At 57.6% G+C, this 15,483-nt stretch carries 18 protein-coding genes and 4 tRNA genes; 4 read left to right on the top strand and 18 right to left on the bottom strand.

Features of this window, described 5'->3' with window-relative positions; genetic code table 11:
* Positions 1-9 precede the first annotated feature (9 nt).
* The 11 genes from rplJ to ACYVKQ_RS07210 form a co-directional block, all read right to left on the bottom strand.
* The gene (gene rplJ, locus ACYVKQ_RS07260; RefSeq protein WP_460577130.1) at positions 10-564 is read right to left on the bottom strand and encodes a 50S ribosomal protein L10; all 555 of its coding nucleotides are present in this window, start codon (positions 562-564) and stop codon (positions 10-12) included.
* Between the two features lie 14 nt (positions 565-578).
* A complete protein-coding gene (gene rplA, locus ACYVKQ_RS07255; RefSeq protein ID WP_460577128.1) occupies positions 579-1,277 on the bottom strand; it encodes a 50S ribosomal protein L1 in 699 nt (232 codons plus the stop codon).
* A 12-nt stretch (positions 1,278-1,289) separates the two neighbouring features.
* Positions 1,290-1,733 (bottom strand): 50S ribosomal protein L11, encoded by a 444-nt coding sequence (gene rplK, locus ACYVKQ_RS07250; RefSeq protein ID WP_460577126.1) that lies wholly within the window; start codon positions 1,731-1,733, stop codon positions 1,290-1,292.
* 114 nt (positions 1,734-1,847) lie between these two features.
* Positions 1,848-2,408 carry a transcription termination/antitermination protein NusG gene (gene nusG / locus ACYVKQ_RS07245; RefSeq protein ID WP_460577124.1) on the bottom strand — a complete coding sequence of 187 codons (561 nt, stop codon included), beginning with the start codon at positions 2,406-2,408 and terminating at the stop codon, positions 1,848-1,850.
* Between the two features lie 25 nt (positions 2,409-2,433).
* Positions 2,434-2,628 carry a preprotein translocase subunit SecE gene (gene secE, locus ACYVKQ_RS07240; protein WP_460577122.1) on the bottom strand — a complete coding sequence of 65 codons (195 nt, stop codon included), beginning with the start codon at positions 2,626-2,628 and terminating at the stop codon, positions 2,434-2,436.
* A 69-nt stretch (positions 2,629-2,697) separates the two neighbouring features.
* Positions 2,698-2,768: transfer RNA gene (locus tag ACYVKQ_RS07235), tRNA-Trp, on the bottom strand.
* A gap of 371 nt (positions 2,769-3,139) precedes the next feature.
* Positions 3,140-4,327: an elongation factor Tu gene (gene tuf / locus ACYVKQ_RS07230; protein WP_460577120.1), complete on the bottom strand. Its 1,188-nt coding sequence runs from the start codon at positions 4,325-4,327 to the stop codon at positions 3,140-3,142.
* Positions 4,328-4,487: 160 nt separating this feature from the next.
* Positions 4,488-4,562, bottom strand: a tRNA-Thr gene (locus ACYVKQ_RS07225).
* 39 nt (positions 4,563-4,601) lie between these two features.
* A tRNA-Gly gene (locus ACYVKQ_RS07220) sits at positions 4,602-4,674 on the bottom strand.
* 29 nt (positions 4,675-4,703) lie between these two features.
* Positions 4,704-4,786, bottom strand: a tRNA-Tyr gene (locus ACYVKQ_RS07215).
* A 177-nt stretch (positions 4,787-4,963) separates the two neighbouring features.
* The gene (locus ACYVKQ_RS07210; RefSeq protein WP_460577118.1) at positions 4,964-7,546 is read right to left on the bottom strand and encodes a M1 family aminopeptidase; all 2,583 of its coding nucleotides are present in this window, start codon (positions 7,544-7,546) and stop codon (positions 4,964-4,966) included.
* A 109-nt stretch (positions 7,547-7,655) separates the two neighbouring features.
* Here ACYVKQ_RS07210 and ACYVKQ_RS07205 point away from each other — a divergent pair, with 109 nt between their 5' ends.
* The 3 genes from ACYVKQ_RS07205 to frr all read left to right on the top strand — a co-directional run bounded on the left by ACYVKQ_RS07205 (position 7,656) and on the right by frr (position 9,694).
* Positions 7,656-8,156, top strand: coding sequence for an acyl-CoA carboxylase biotin carboxyl carrier protein subunit (locus ACYVKQ_RS07205; RefSeq protein WP_460577116.1), 501 nt, complete (start codon positions 7,656-7,658; stop codon positions 8,154-8,156).
* 68 nt (positions 8,157-8,224) lie between these two features.
* Entirely contained in the window at positions 8,225-9,025 is an 801-nt protein-coding gene (gene pyrH, locus ACYVKQ_RS07200; RefSeq protein WP_460577114.1) for a uridine monophosphate kinase, read from the top strand.
* Positions 9,026-9,130: 105 nt separating this feature from the next.
* Positions 9,131-9,694, top strand: a complete 564-nt coding sequence (gene frr / locus ACYVKQ_RS07195) for a ribosome-recycling factor (protein WP_460577112.1) — start codon at positions 9,131-9,133, stop codon at positions 9,692-9,694.
* A gap of 63 nt (positions 9,695-9,757) precedes the next feature.
* Here the strand turns inward: frr and nadD are convergent, their stop codons facing one another.
* From nadD to ACYVKQ_RS07160, 7 genes are read right to left on the bottom strand one after another with little or no spacing between them, the layout of a single operon-like run.
* Complete coding sequence (gene nadD, locus ACYVKQ_RS07190) at positions 9,758-10,357, bottom strand: nicotinate-nicotinamide nucleotide adenylyltransferase (RefSeq protein WP_460577110.1); 600 nt, start codon at positions 10,355-10,357, stop codon at positions 9,758-9,760.
* Positions 10,357-10,941, bottom strand: coding sequence for a guanylate kinase (gene gmk / locus ACYVKQ_RS07185; RefSeq protein ID WP_460577108.1), 585 nt, complete (start codon positions 10,939-10,941; stop codon positions 10,357-10,359). The genes nadD and gmk overlap by 1 nt, the downstream gene beginning before the upstream one ends.
* 9 nt (positions 10,942-10,950) lie before the next feature.
* Entirely contained in the window at positions 10,951-11,247 is a 297-nt protein-coding gene (locus ACYVKQ_RS07180) for a hypothetical protein (RefSeq protein ID WP_460577106.1), read from the bottom strand.
* 41 nt (positions 11,248-11,288) lie between these two features.
* Positions 11,289-11,939 carry a sigma-70 family RNA polymerase sigma factor gene (locus ACYVKQ_RS07175; RefSeq protein WP_460577104.1) on the bottom strand — a complete coding sequence of 217 codons (651 nt, stop codon included), beginning with the start codon at positions 11,937-11,939 and terminating at the stop codon, positions 11,289-11,291.
* A gap of 60 nt (positions 11,940-11,999) precedes the next feature.
* A complete protein-coding gene (locus ACYVKQ_RS07170; protein ID WP_460577102.1) occupies positions 12,000-13,274 on the bottom strand; it encodes an O-antigen ligase family protein in 1,275 nt (424 codons plus the stop codon).
* A gap of 37 nt (positions 13,275-13,311) precedes the next feature.
* Complete coding sequence (locus ACYVKQ_RS07165) at positions 13,312-14,340, bottom strand: glycosyltransferase family 9 protein (protein WP_460577100.1); 1,029 nt, start codon at positions 14,338-14,340, stop codon at positions 13,312-13,314.
* Positions 14,337-15,104 (bottom strand): glycosyltransferase family 2 protein, encoded by a 768-nt coding sequence (locus ACYVKQ_RS07160; protein ID WP_460577098.1) that lies wholly within the window; start codon positions 15,102-15,104, stop codon positions 14,337-14,339. The genes ACYVKQ_RS07165 and ACYVKQ_RS07160 overlap by 4 nt, the downstream gene beginning before the upstream one ends.
* Between ACYVKQ_RS07160 and ACYVKQ_RS07155 the strand changes: the two genes are divergently transcribed.
* Complete coding sequence (locus ACYVKQ_RS07155) at positions 15,073-15,468, top strand: hypothetical protein (RefSeq protein ID WP_460577096.1); 396 nt, start codon at positions 15,073-15,075, stop codon at positions 15,466-15,468. The genes ACYVKQ_RS07160 and ACYVKQ_RS07155 overlap by 32 nt on opposite strands.
* Positions 15,469-15,483 lie beyond the last annotated feature (15 nt).

Here is a 15,483-nt window from a genome sequence, read left to right as displayed (position 1 = left end):
GAGCAGCGGTTAGCCTGCGGCCTCTTCTTTTTCCGAGAGAGTTTTGAGAATGCCAGCCAGTTTGTTGCCGCCGCTCTGCAGAGCACCGATAACGTTTTTGGCAGGCGACTGGAGCAGACCGATGATTTCACCGATGAGTTCCTGCTTGCCTTTGATAGTGGCCAGCGTTTCGAGTTGGTTGGAACCAACGTAGATGTCGCTGTCGAGGTAGGCACCTTTCAGTACCGGCTTCGGCTCTACGTTCTTGCCGTAGTTTTGCGACTTGTAGAAGTCCTTCAGCAGCTTGGCCGGTGCCGAACCAGACTCCTGCGAGAACAGGATGCCCGACTGGCCTTTCAGGGCCGCATCCATACCGGAAGTATCACCTTCCAGACGGTCCAGTGCCTTACGGATCAGCGTGTTTTTGTAGACCTTGTACTCCATGCCCCGGTTGTAGCAGAGGCGACGGAATTCGTTGATCTTAGCCACGGTCATGCCCGAAGCATCCGTGATGTAGAAGAAGCTGTATTCGCCGAATTTGCCGGCCAGCTCATCTACGAGGGCGTATTTTTCTTCCTTCGTCATGATCAGGCGTGTAATTACTTGGCGGAATTCACAGCGGTGTCAACCGGTACGCCGGGGCTCATCGTGCTCGAGAGCGTGATGCTCTTGATGTACGTACCCTTAGCCGACGAAGGCTTCAGACGCTGCAGGGTCTGGATCAGCTCCAGTGCGTTTTCGGCCAGCTTCTGCTCGTCGAACGACACTTTGCCAACCGAGGTGTGGATGATACCGGTTTTGTCAACTTTGAAGTCGATTTTACCAGCCTTCACTTCCTGCACGGCCTTGGCCACGTCCGTGGTTACGGTGCCCGACTTGGGGTTCGGCATCAGGCCACGCGGACCCAATACGCGGCCCAGACGGCCTACCTTAGCCATTACGGCCGGCATCGTGATGATAACGTCAATATCCGTCCAACCTTTCTCGATTTTCGAGATGTAGTCGTCCAGACCTACGAAGTCAGCACCAGCAGCGGTAGCTTCAGCTTCTTTGTCCGGGCTCACCAGAGCCAGCACACGTACGGTCTTACCCGTGCCGTGGGGCAGCGTCGCCACGCCGCGAACCATCTGGTCAGCTTTGCGCGGGTCAACACCCAGGCGTACGTCGATGTCTACCGACGCGTCAAACTTGGTGAAGGTGATTTCCTTTACCACTTTGGCGGCGTCCTGCAGCGACCGTACTTCCGTCAGATCGAATTTAGCAAGGGCTTCCTTGCGCTTTTTGCTCACTTTAGCCATGGTCTTAGCCGATTACTTGGTGAGGGGGCTTTCGCCCGTAATGGTGAGGCCCATGCTGCGAGCGGTACCGGCAACGAGTTTCATGGCTGACTCGATCTTGAAAGCGTTCAAGTCGGGCATCTTCGTCTCGGCAATTTGGCGGACTTGGTCCCAGGTCACCGAGCCAACCTTGTTACGGTTCGGCTCTTTCGACCCGCTCTGCACCTTCGCTGCTTCCATGAGCAGAATCGGCGCGGGCGGCGTCTTGATGACAAAGTCAAACGACTTGTCAGTGTACATGGTGATGAGAACAGGTAACACTTGGCCGGCTTTATCCTGGGTGCGAGCGTTGAACTGCTTGCAGAACTCCATGATGTTCAAGCCCTTCGAACCAAGCGCAGGTCCAATCGGCGGGGCAGGGTTAGCCGCGCCTCCCTTTACCTGAAGCTTCAGGTAACCTCTGATTTCCTTGGCCATTTAGGTTGTTAGACTTCGACGCTGGGTGGCAACCCAGTGCCGTTGTGAAAAATGCTCCTATGGAAGCGGCCACCAGTCCGGAGCGGACGACCAGTGGCCCAACTGTAACAGTTTCTAGACTTCTTTTTCGACCTGCGTGTAGCTCAGCTCTACCGGCTGCGCGCGCCCGAAAATCTTGACGATAACGTTCAGCTTCTTGCGTTCCTCGAACACCTCGTTCACGGTACCCGAGAAGCCATTGAACGGCCCGTCGATAACCTTCACCGTCTCGTTTACCACGAAAGGCACTTCCAGCGCTGCCGGCTGCTCCTCCGTCTCATCCACGATGCCGAGGATGCGGTTCACTTCGCTCATGCGCAACGGCACGGGCTTGGCGTTGGCGGTTTTGCCTTCCTTATCACTCAGAAAGCCCAATACCCCTGGCGTGGTAGTGATGATGTGGTCCACTTCACCGTGCGTCAGATCCGCGTGAATAAGGATATAGCCCGGAAAGAAGCTGCGCTCACGCACCCGCTTCTTTCCGTTACGCATCTCATACACCTTCTCGGCCGGAATCAGCACCTGCGGCACCAGTTCATCGAGCCCATGGCGGTGAATTTCCGTTTCGAGGTATTGTTTGGCTTTCTTTTCCTGGCCGCTCACGGAGCGCACCACGTACCACTTCAGTTCTCCCATTTTCCTAACTGGTTAGTGGTAAAGCTTAGCGGAACGAGTTGTAGAACGCCTTCAGCAGCGACTCAAACGTCACGTCCATCAGGCCCACTACGATGGCAAACACCAGCGAACCGATGAGCACCAGACCGGCGCTCTTCTGCAGCTCGTCAAAAGAAGGCCACGTTACTTTGTAGCGCATCTCCTCGACGGTATCGCGGAAGTATTTCGACAGCTTATCCATTGTTGAGGGCCGGTTGGCGGTAAGGCAAAAGCGGCCGCTTCAGCAGCGGCCGACTTTGGTATTAATCTGCACGGGCGGAGAGATTCGAACTCCCATCAAAGGTTTTGGAGACCTCTATTCTACCCTTGAACTACGCCCGTGTAAGCTCCTATTGAAGCGGATATGCTTCAATTCGGAGTGCAAATGTACCGAAGGTTATGGATAAAACAAATTTGCACGCAAAAATTTCGTCTGTGGATTCTCTTGACTCCCCGACAATTACGGCTGTTTCATCACGTTTACAGCCTCTATGCAGCGCCTGATTGATCTCAAATTAGTAAGGTCAGGGGTATTAAACTACCGTCCTACAACTCAGCTTTTTAAACAGCCTCTGGTTCATCGAGACGACCTGAAAGCATATCAAACCAGTGGATACATAGCCGACAACTTAGCTTACGGCACTGGTTAAAACACAACGGCCTCTACTGGTTTCCCAGTAGAGGCCGTGCGCCTGATACGACCTAAGCCGTAATTAGTCGAGAATTTCGGTTACCTGACCGGCACCTACCGTGCGGCCACCTTCGCGGATAGCGAAGCGCAGGCCTTTCTCCATGGCCACAGCGTTGATCAGCTCAACGGTGATGGTCACGTTGTCACCAGGCATAACCATTTCTACGCCTTCAGCCAGCGAAATGATACCGGTAACGTCGGTGGTGCGGAAGTAGAACTGCGGACGGTAGTTGTTGAAGAACGGCGTGTGACGGCCACCTTCTTCCTTCGACAGAACGTAAACTTCAGCCTTGAACTTTTTGTGGGGGGTTACCGAGCCGGGCTTGCAGATAACCATACCGCGACGGATGGCTTCTTTTTCAATGCCACGGAGCAGCAGACCTACGTTGTCACCGGCTTCGCCACGGTCGAGGATCTTGCGGAACATCTCAACGCCCGTTACGGTCGACTTGAGGTTTTCAGCACCCATACCGAGGATTTCAACCGGCTCACCCGAGTTGATGATGCCGCGCTCGATACGACCGGTAGCTACGGTGCCACGGCCGGTAATCGAGAATACATCTTCTACCGGCATCAGGAACGGCTGGTCCGTCAGACGGGGAGGAATCGGAATGAAGGAGTCAACAGCATCCATCAGCGCCTCGATGGTACCCACCCACTTGGCATCGCCGTTCAGACCGCCGAGGGCCGAACCTTGAATTACCGGGATGTTGTCACCGTCGAAGTCGTAGAACGACAGCAGCTCGCGGATTTCCATCTCAACGAGTTCGAGCAGCTCGGGGTCGTCCACCATGTCCACTTTGTTCATGAACACAACCAGCTGCGGTACACCTACCTGGCGAGCCAGCAGGATGTGCTCACGGGTCTGGGGCATCGGGCCGTCGGTAGCAGCTACCACCAGGATAGCGCCGTCCATCTGAGCAGCACCGGTTACCATGTTCTTCACGTAGTCAGCGTGACCCGGGCAGTCAACGTGAGCGTAGTGACGGTTGGCGGTGGCGTACTCTACGTGAGCGGTGTTGATGGTGATACCGCGCTCTTTTTCCTCCGGAGCGTTGTCGATCGAGGAGAAGTCACGCTTGGCAGCCAGACCTTTGTTAGCCAGCACCGTGGTGATGGCAGCGGTCAGGGTCGTTTTGCCGTGGTCCACGTGACCGATCGTGCCGATGTTTACGTGCGGCTTGGACCGGTCAAAACTTTCTTTAGCCATTGTAAGGAGATTGGGAAGAAATTTTGAGGAAAAAGAGGGTGCTTACGCGCTGCGGGTATACTGCAAGAAAGCGATACGCAGACTTCTCCTTAGGAAAAAACTGCACGTCGCTTGCTGCAGGCCAGACGGCGGCAGGCGCGCTGCCCCGTTAGGTTCACTCTGGAGCCGTTGCGGGGATTTGAACCCCGGACCTCTTCCTTACCAAGGAAGTGCTCTACCCCTGAGCTACAACGGCTGGTATTCTTGACTTATCAGACTCGGTCAGCGGAAAAAGAGCGGGAGACGAGGTTCGAACCCGCGACCTGCAGCTTGGAAGGCTGCCGCTCTACCAACTGAGCTACTCCCGCGTGTGAGCTGATAGCAAGAAGAAATAAAGTGGGGGGAGAAGGATTCGAACCTTCGAAGTCGTAAGACAACGGATTTACAGTCCGTCCCATTTGGCCGCTCTGGAATCCCCCCGCTTGATTCTCCGGCCGGACGCCGGAGTTGTGTTTGATTCAACCTAAAACCCGCTGCGGTGAGTAGGTCGCTGAATTGGATTGCAAAATTAGGGGCTTTCTGATGCAAGTCAAGCACCAGCGCAAAAACCTCAACTATTTTTTTTCGTTGTTTTTAGCAAAAAAGGCCTAAACAACGCTATTGCAGCAGGTTATAGATACCCACCAGGCGCTCATCTTTTTCTTTGCTGCGGATATCAGCCAAGGTCGTTTTCAGGTTTGGCATGTTTTCGGCCAGCGTACTGAGGCCTTTATAAGCCCCCAGACGAACTTCATAGTTGGGATTGGTTCGGGCCATCTGTTCCATCTTCTTTAATGCTTTGTCCCGTTCAACGGCGGGAATACGCAGCATATAGGAACCGAAGTCCTGCAACAGTTGATAAAGAGTGGCTGCGTCGGCATCGTCGAGCTGAGCTAGGTACCACTGGTAATGGTCCAAGCCACCATTCAACGTAAAATACGTGGACAGGGCACCCACAATGGCAGAGTTCTTTTCGCCTCGCAAGCCATCGATGCGGCTTTGGGCAGCTACTGTGGGGGATTTTGTCAGCGCGGTAATTGCAGCGCCTAGTACTAGGTAAGAGCTATCGTTTAGGGCCTGAGTATAGACTTTGCCGTAATCCTCATTCTGGAAGGCCGACAACGTGGCTATGGCTGTAGCCCGCACCCGGCTGTCCTTATCGGTGCCGGCAACGCGCTCCAGGTCTTTGCGCACAGCTCCCCCTTCCGGGCCGCGGTAGCGGCGCAAGCCTTCCAAAGCAGCGACGCGGACACCCCAAAACGGATCATTCAGGGCGTTGCGCATCATGCTGCTCACATTCAGATCCGCCACCTTGGTGCGCAGCTCCTCAATGGCCTGCTGTTTTGAACGGTAGTTGCGGGCGTGATAGAACTGGTACACTAGTTCATCCTGACTTTTTTCCTCCTTCAATTCCCCAAGCAGCAGTTTGTCCGAATCAAACTGGACCAATGCGGGCTTCTGATTAGCTGGCAACTGGAAGGTTTGGCGGGCCTTGGTTACCACGATGCGGTGGTCTGTCGGCTGGTTGTTAACCCAGGTCGTCACCGTCACCGGCAAGCGGTAGACGGGCTGGTAAAGGGTATCCTGCTTCTGCACGACGTTCAGGGTCACCTTACCATCGGTGTACGAGTGAGCTACGGCCACTTCGGGATGCCCCCGTTGCAAAAACCATTGGTCGAAAAACCACATGAGGTCTTCGCCAGTCACTTCTTCGAAAGCCAGTCGTAACTCAGCCAGCTCGACCGCAGACGATTTGTGCTGGGTGAGGTAACGATTCAGGGCCGTAAAAAATGCATCGTCGCCCACGTAATTGCGCAGCATGTGCAGCACCTGCCCCCCTTTCTGATAGGAGTGCCGGTCGAACATCTCGTCGCGCTCGGCGTAGCGGTAGCGTACGAGCGGCTCGCGTTTGCCTTGTGCTTCCTCCAGATACATAGCCAGTTGGCGTTGGCTCCAGAGGTCGGCCGCGTCTTTACCGTATTTAAATTCGTTCCAGAGGTACTCGCCATAGTTGGCGAAGGCTTCGTTAAGGGGCAGGTTTGCCCACGATTCGGCCGTTACGTAGTCGCCGAACCACTGGTGAAACAACTCGTGCGCAATGACGTCGTCGCTGTTACCGTCAATAAGCTGCCGCCGGGTTTTCAGCACCATCTCGCTGCCGTGCACCGTAGCGGACGTGTTTTCCATGGCACCGGACACGAAGTCACGCACTAATACCTGGCTGTACTTCTCCCAAGGATATTCCACTCCCAGTTTTTTGGAGAAGAACTCCAGCATTTGCGGGGTGCGGCCGAACAGCGGCTTGGCATCGGCAGCATTCTGCGGCTCCACGTAGTAATCCACCGCTTTGCCATGCCAGGAATCATTGATGACGGCGAAGTCTCCAACGGCCAGCATCGTCAGATACGGTGCGTGGGCTTGGCTTTGCTTCCAGGTGTCGGTGCGGGTTCCGTCGCTGTTCTTTTTGGATGCGATGAGCAGGCCGTTGGAAAGCGTCTTGTATTGCTGTTCCACCGTGAGGCTGATTTCCTGCGTCATGCGCTGGTTGGGCCGATCGATAGTGGGATACCAGCAAGAGCTGCCTTCCGTCTCCCCTTGCGTCCAGATTTGGCGCGGCTTGGTTTTGTCGGTGCCTAGGGGATTGATGAAGTACAGCCCTTTAGCCGCCCGAATGGCCGAGCCGCCCCCGGTAGGCAATTCATTGGGCTTGGCCACGTACTGCACCCGTACCTGATACGACTCGGTGCGGGCGTACGTGCGGTCGAGCGTAATGGCAAGCCGACGTTTGTCGTACTGGTAGTTCAGGTTTTTTTCCTTGTTGCCCGCAACGATTTTAACGCTCTTCACGTCGAACCCCTTGGCATCGAGCACCAACTGCGTTTGGGGGTAAAAATGAGGCCGCACGGTTACCGTAGCCGTGCCTAGCAGCCATTGCTTGGCCCAGTCGAAACGCACGTCGAGCTTAGTATCCAGCACATCATGCAGGATGGTGGCCGCCGGCTGTAGCGGGTTGATCGGCGGCAGCCAGTTGGGCACCACCATGATGGATTGCTTAGCCGGTGGGATGTTGCCAGGAGCTTCGGCGGGAGCGGTTTTGCGCGGCGTGTTCTTCTTGACCGTTCCGGGTTTCGAAGGTTGTCCCAGCAGGGTGAGAGGCAACACAATAGACAGCGCAAAAGCCCCGAGTGCCCGATATTTCATGGGGTGGTAATTGGGGTAATCTGAGGGTTGAAGTTCCGAAATAATTTCAGATTCCGCCTATCTTTAAGCCCTTTTCCGCCGCATTCTCCCCTATCTTACCCCCACCCGCATGCTACAGGTCAGCGCTGGCCCCGGACACTCATGGAGTGTCGACATCACCGCCCACGGTATTACCGTCGACGATCAAGCCTTTGATTGGGACCTGGTGTACCTGGGCGAGGGCCGCTACCACTTGCTGTGGCAGGGCCGTTCTTACTCGGCTGAGGTAATGGAGGTGGACACTCCGGCCAAAACCATACGGCTCAAACTCGACGGGCACCGCTTCGAGTTGCAGGCTAAGGACCGTTTTGATCTGCTACTTGACAAACTTGGCATGAGCCAAGCCGCCAGCAACAAAATCAACGAAGTGAAGGCGCCTATGCCGGGCCTTATCGTGGATATTCGGGTGGTACCCGGCCAAAATGTGGAGAAGGGCGAGCCGTTGCTCGTGCTGGAAGCCATGAAAATGGAGAACATCTTGAAGTCGCCCGGCGACGGAGTAGTCAGCGCCGTAAAAGTGGGCATGCGCGACAACGTCACCAAGGGACAGGTGCTGATTCAGTTTGCCTAAACCGGTTAACTCTGTCAACACCCGCGTTGCCGCGCCCCTAGCAAAGTCATCAACCTAATTCAAGACCGTTGAAATACAACCGAATCCTGCTGAAGCTGAGCGGCGAGGCCTTGATGGGCAAGCAGCAGTACGGCATCGACGCTGAGCGCCTGATGCAGTACGCCGAAGAAGTACGCGCCGTGGCGCAGCTGGGCGTGCAAGTCGCCGTCGTTATCGGCGGGGGTAACATCTTCCGCGGCGTGCAGGCCGAAGCCTTCGGGCTCGACCGCGTGCAGGGCGACTACATGGGCATGCTGGCTACGGTCATCAACTCAATGGCTCTGCAAAGTGCCCTGGAAAAGCTCGGCACCCCGACGCGCCTGCTTTCCGGCGTTACCATTCAGCGCGTGTGCGAGCCATACATCCGCCGCCGGGCGCTACGTCACTTGGAAAAAGGCCGCGTGGTCATCTTCGGGGCCGGCATCGGCTCGCCGTACTTTACCACCGACTCGGCCGCTTCGCTGCGCGCCATTGAAGTGGAAGCCGACGTGGTGCTCAAGGGTACCCGCGTGGATGGTATCTATACAGCCGATCCGGAAAAGGACCCCTCGGCCACGCGCTACCCGCAGATTACCTTCGACGAGGTAATGGAGAAAAATCTGAACGTGATGGACATGACGGCTTTCACGCTCTGCAAGGAAAACAACCTGCCCATCATCGTCTTCGACATGAACAAAGAGGGCAACCTGCTCAAGCTGGTCAACGGTGAAGAAATAGGGACGCTGGTGTCGATGAATGGCAGCGCCGAGCTCAACCCCGACCCGAAGCACAGCGCCCTGCAACCCGACGTCAAACGCTCTTCCACGGCCTCGGCCGAGCAGCAAGCGTAATTCTTACTTGTCAAATGGCTGCCTGGTTAAATGGGTGGCCGTTCTAGGTTTGTAGAACCGCTGCCCATTTGGCCATCCAACAATTTAACCATTCTCTTTCCACACATGGACGAAGAAATTCAGCTGTACCTGAGCGACGCCGAAGAATCGATGGCGAAGGCCCTACAGCACACCAACACGGAGCTGAGCCGCATCCGGGCCGGCAAAGCCACGCCGGCAATGCTTGATTCGCTGCGTGTCGATTACTATGGCACGCCGACGCCGGTGTCGCAGGTGGCCAACGTGGCGGCTCCCGACGCCCGTTCGTTGGTTATCCGCCCCTGGGAGAAAAACATGCTGGGCGAAATTTCGAAGGCCATCAAGAACAGCGACCTGGGCCTGAACCCGATCATGGATGCTGACTCGGTTCGCCTGAACCTGCCCCCGATGACCGAGGAGCGTCGCCGCGACTTGGTAAAGCAGGTGAAAAACGAGGCCGAAAGCGGAAAAGTCCGTATCCGTGGCATCCGCAAAGACGTGAACGAGTCGCTGCGCAAGCTGCAGAAGGAAGGCGCCGCCGAAGATGCCATCAAGGACGCAGAAGCCAAGGTGCAGAAGTATACCGACAGCTACATTGTGAAGATCGATGACGCGATGAGCAAGAAGGAAGCCGAGATTATGACCATATAATCTTCCAGCTACCGTTAAAACGCAAACCGCCCCGGCTGATTTACTAGCCGGGGCGGTTTGCGTTTATGCGTTGAGAAAATTTTCCCGCCAGTACCCTTGCGCGCGAATCTCAGCCTCGACGGCGTCCGGCACCAGGTAACGAATGGAGCATCCGTCGAGCACGCTCTGCCGGATGAAGGTGGCCGAAATGTCGAGCAGCGGCGCCTGCACGACGCGCACTTTGGCAGGCAATGGTTTCGGTAGGTCGATGCCGGGCCGGGGATACACGTACACCTCAAACTCCGAGAGCAACCGGTCGGCGGATTTCCAGCGCGGTAATCCGGGCAGGTTATCGCCACCCATCAGTAGCACGAATTGTGTGGCCGGGTGCTGTTGACGCAGCGCATCCAGCGTATCGATGGTATAGTTGGGCTTAGGTAGGCCGAATTCCACGTCGAGCACGCGCAGGCGGTCATTGCCGGCAATAGCCAGTTGGACCAAGCCTAGTCTTGCCTGCTCAGACAAGAGCTCCTCTCCTACTTTAAATGGGCTCTGCGGAGACACCACTAGCCACACCGTATCCAGGTCGGTGCGGGTAGCCATGTGGTTGGCCAGGATCAGATGCCCGATGTGAATAGGGTTGAACGAGCCAAACAGCAAGCCCACGCGCCGCGGGGCTTGCATCAGACGATGGCCGGCTCGGCCGTGATGAAGTCACGCACCAGCTTTTCTGCCTGTGCCGTTGCCACATCCAAGTCATCGTTGATAATGACCGCATCAAATCGGTCTTCAAAGGTGAGCTCGAAGTTGGCTTTGTAGAGGCGGGCCGAAATGCTCGACGCCGAATCTGTCGCTCGGGATTTCAACCGCTGCTCCAGAATCTCCAGGGAAGGTGGTTTTACAAAGAGGCAGAGGGCGCGTTCCTTGTAAAAATCTTTGATGCTGAGGCCACCTTTCACGTCAATATCCAAGATGGCGTGCTTGCCGCCCTCCCAGATACGTTCGATTTCGGATTTCAGGGTTCCGTAGTAGGAGCCTTCGTAGACTTCCTCCCATTCCACGAACTCATCGTGGCGGATTTTCTCCTGAAACTCCTGAACAGTAATGAAATAGTAGTCCTTGCCGTTCTGCTCGGCCCGGCCGCGCCGGTCGCGCGTGCAGGCCGAAATAGAAAAGCTCAGCTCCGGAATGCGCTCCATGAGCCGGTGGACGATGGTGGTTTTGCCGGCACCCGACGGTGCCGAAAAGGCAATGATTTTCCCCTGCATGGGGCAAAATTAGGCCTTTTCGGACTGCACGCGTGCCATAATGTTGGCAGAAAGACCAGCAGGTACCCCTTTACGGCCTACGTACTGGTTGACAAAGTCAACGAAAAGGCGCTGCTTATCAATGCTATCGAAGCACGGAGAGCAGTCTTCGGCATGGCTGACGAAGTATTCTTCGTCTTCAACGGTGGGCTCATTGCCCACGATGAGTTGATCGAGGATGGTGTTCACACGCTCACAGTCGGCGCCGACGGCAACAGCGGGGGTCACGGCCGGGCCTTGTTGGTTGGGTGTAGACTTCGATGCCATAGCTTGGGGGGTAAGTCGGTGGAGGAGAGGGTTAAAGGTACTTAGTCTTCATCTTCGTGGTACGCTTGGGCAACATCGTCTTCTTCAGAATCGTTGCCGTAGCCCATTTTTTTTGCGTAGCGCTCCAATTTATCCTTGAGGAAATTGCGGGCCCGGTGCAGACGCGAGCGGACCGTGCCGATGGGAATATCGAGCACCTTGGCCATTTCCTCGTAAGTAAATCCTTCCAGGTCGCAGAGAATGATGACGGTGCGGAAGTCGACAGGCAGAGAGTTCAAAGCGCTAGCTACTTCGTCGCCGATCAGGTCGCGGGTGGCCTGCTGGCGCAAGTCGGGCGAGGAAGCTCCCGTGTCGCCTTCGGCATCTACGTCCTCGGTATTGTAGTAGCCCTCGATTTCGCTGTAGTCGACCTTGGCGGGCTGCTTGCTTTTCTTTCGGAAATCGTTGATGAACGAATTTTTCAGGATGCGAAACAGCCAGGCTTTGGCGTTGGTTCCCTGCTCGAAGTACTCGAAAAAGCGGTATGCCTTCAGGTAAGTCTCCTGCACAAGGTCGTTGGCATCGTCCTCGTCGAGGGTCAGGCGAAAGGCAAAGTTGTAGAGGGAATCCAGCACGGGCAGCAGCTCGGCTTGGAAACGACGGTCTTTTTCCTCCTTGCTCAGTTTAGGAACCCGTTCGGGAGAGTCGCTCATAGAGGTGGGTGGTTCAGGCAGGTGAGTATTGCCTCGGCTAAATGTAACGAAAGGAAGGGTTCAACGGGTTACATCGTGGGCTTGCGGCCGGCGTTCGGCCGCTACCACCAGAAAGCCATACAGGAAGATGAACAGGTTGAAGCCAATCTGCATCTCCAGCAGCGAATCGGCTAGAGCCGCCGCGCCAAAAATGAGCAGGAAATGTCTGACGTACGGATTTCGGCGCGTTTGGGGTTGCACCAAGGGCGTAATCAGCACCCAAAGCCAAACCAGCAGCCCCACTAGGCCGGCTCCAACCAGGTAATGAATGTACTGATTGTGAATCATTACGCGGTTTTGCTGCTCCAGGCCGAATGTATGCCACGAAAACTGCTCGTCCATAGCTTGGCGCACATCCGCCGGGGCTACCCCGAGCCAGGGGTGCTCTTCGATCAGCACCCAGGCATTCTGTAAGGCGGCGAGGCGGCGGGCCAAGGAAAACTGGTTGATATCGTGGCTGTAGTAGAACTGCTGCACGTCGTAGACGGTGGCCGCCACACGCTGCTGCACAGAGCTGAGCCCAAAGTAAGCGCCCACAGCCAGCAATAAACCTACCGCCAGCAACCCCAAGGCCAGACGCGGCCGGCTGAATAACAACCCCACTCCCGAAGCAGCCAGCGTCAGGTAAAATACCATCAGGCCGGTGCGGTATGCCAGCACGTGCAGGCTGATGGCGGCCACGGCGGCTCCGCCCAGCAGCAGCCAGCGCCCGAGGCGACCCGCCCGAGCTTCCTGGCTGAGCAGCACGGCGAAAAACGCCGACAACGCCAGCAGAATCCCGAAGTGAATGTGGAAGATGCCCGTAACGGATGGTACGTTCTGACCCACCCGGATCAGCTCCTGCGCAGCGGCCGGATCGAGCAGGTAGCGCCCCAGCGTAGCCAGCCCCAGCAGCACCACGCTGCCGACAAACCCCACTCCTACCCACCAGCGCTGGCGGCTCGACAACGGAACAGCCAACGCAAATGCGAGTGGCACTCCCAGCAGCGGCAGTTGCCGGTACACCTCGTGGCGCCATACCGGCCAGTCCTGGGTATACCACCACGAAAGCGGGATGAGCAGGTAAAGCACGGCCGCGCGCCGCACGGCACCGTTGTGCAGCCAGCCGGCCACGGCGCGGCGCAGGTCGGGGTTGAGCCCGGCCGCTACTACGGCGGCCACCGGTGCCAGGGCCACCAACGCCCGGGCCGTAAATAAAAGCCCGATGCTACCGGCTACGCAGGCCAGCAGCAGCAGGTATTGTGACCAGCGCCCGGAGTGGTACCAGTCTATCAAGGAGCCAACTTGAAATTTCACGCGGAGAAAAGATCAGGGCAACGTCGGAAGGCTAAAGCTACGACGCAAGCGGCTGCCAGGTACCGATGCGGCTCAGCGCCTGCGTTGCGCTGATGGCGCGGATACAGGTACACGCCGCCGGGGCTTGGCGGCAATCCTGGCAGTCGGGCTTGTCGAACACTAAATAGTCGGCGTGGGGGCCCAGCGGCGCCCAGCGGCCCGGGTGAATGGGACGCATAGGCGGAAACAGCCCCAGGGCGTGGCGGCCCAGTGCCGCCGCCAGGTGCAGCGGGCCGGTGCCCGAGGCCACCAGACCATCGGCCGCGGCAATAAAGGCCAAAAACTGCGGCAAGGACAGTTGTCCCGTCAAATCGGTGAGCACGGCCGCGTGCTGCTCCAGCCAAGGCCGCATGGAGTCGCCTTCGGCCGTGGTACCGCTGACGAATACCCGGTGACCGGCCGCGTGCAACGCCCGCGCCAGTAGGCCAAAGTTTTCCAATCCCCATTCGCGGCCGTGGCCCCGCGAACGGGGATGCAGAATGATGTTCAGCTGCTGGGCCCCACGCGGTGCCAGCAGGGCTGCGTGGGCGGGCGCCAGTGGCTCTGTCGCCCGCAGCTGCCCAAGCGACGTCAGCTCAGCCAGCGCAGGAAAGCTCGTCAGTCCCAGCGGCCGCAGCAGCTCCAGGTTCAGCTGGGCTTCGTGCAGCGGTGAATGCCGCCGACTCAGGGCGACCAGCCGGTTGCAGGTCAGCCAATGAAACCAGCGGTTGCGCGTGCCGATGCGGACCGGAATGCGCGCCTGGCGGCAGAGACGGGCCAGGCGCGCACTGGGAAATACGTGCAGCACGGCTTCGGCCCCAACGGCGCGCAGCGTGGCTACCTGCTCGGCTGCAGGCAACTGTTGCAGGTCGTCGTCGCTTAGGAAGGCATCGACGGCGGGGCAGGCCGCGGCCACGGCGCGGGTATAATCACGGCCCAGCAGCACCACGCGGCAGCCGGGGTAGCGCTGCTTGAGCCAGCCGCACACCGGCAAGGTCAGCACCAAGTCGCCGATGGCGTCGGTACGGCTAACGAGGAAGGTCTTCATGCCCTGCCTTTTGGAGTGAGCACGCGCAGCTTGGCGTACTTCAGAAACACCCCCCAGGCCGACAACGCGGCAATGCTCAGACCAGCAAAACCATCGCGCCAGCCGCCGCGCAGCAGGTACAGGTGCCAGAATTTCCACGCGGGTTTCAGCCCCAGTTGCAGCCCGCTGGCACGCTTGCCGCGGGCTGCCAGCTCTTCGGCCCCGATGGTGGTGAATTTATTGAGTTGCTGCACGTGGCTTTCGATGGTGGGGTAGGAATAATGCAGCAAGTCGGCGGCAAGGTGCCCGACAGCCTGGCCTGGCTGCAACTCATAGCGTTCGTGCAGCAGCTGGCCCTGCCAGGCGCCGAGGCGCCGGTCGTACAGGCGCAGCTTACGGTCGGGGTACCAGCCGCCGTGGCGCACCCAGTGGCCGCAGTAGTTGGTGAGGCGCGGCAGGGTGTAGCCGGCGTGCTGCCAGTTGGCTTTAATCTGTTGCACCTCGACCCGCAGCTCGTCGGTCAGCACTTCGTCGGCGTCGAGTTGTAGCACGTGGTCGTGGCGGGCCTGGGCAGTGGCGAAGTTTTTCTGCTGCACGTAGCCCTTGAACGGGTGGTGCACCACGCGGGCGCCATGCTCTTGGCAGATAGCCACAGTGCGGTCGGTGGAACCGGAATCCACTACCACTACGTCGTCTGCCACGTCGCCCAGAGCTTGTAAGCAGCGGCCGATGTTGGCTTCTTCATTGAACGTGATGATGACGACCGAGAGCGAAACCGTGGGCATGGGGGCAAATATCCGGCTTTGCCGGGTTTTTGCTCTACAGCCTGATCTAAACGGCCCGCTGGCGCCTGATCATCTCGCCCACCAAACTCATCAGCACAGGCACCCTGAAACCAAGAAACTGGCGCTGGCAGATATTAAGGGCTTCCGCATCGACCAGAACTACACGCAGGTGTTGCCAAAACACCCGGATCAGTCCACTATTAAGTTCAGCTACGCCACGGCTTCTTACTCAGAGCTGCAGCAGTGGCTGGCAGACCAGTTTCCTGATCTTGATGCGCAGAAGTTGCAGGGGTCCGAAACGGCTTTGCTGGCCGACGAAGCGCTAGGACAGAACGAAGCCGAACGGCCCGACCGGTGCTGCTGATGCCCGGTAAGCTAA

The sequence above is a fragment of the Hymenobacter coalescens genome, from assembly GCF_054783195.1.
Note: the sequence above shows the minus strand (reverse complement) of the source record. Positions and strands in the feature narration are given on the sequence as shown.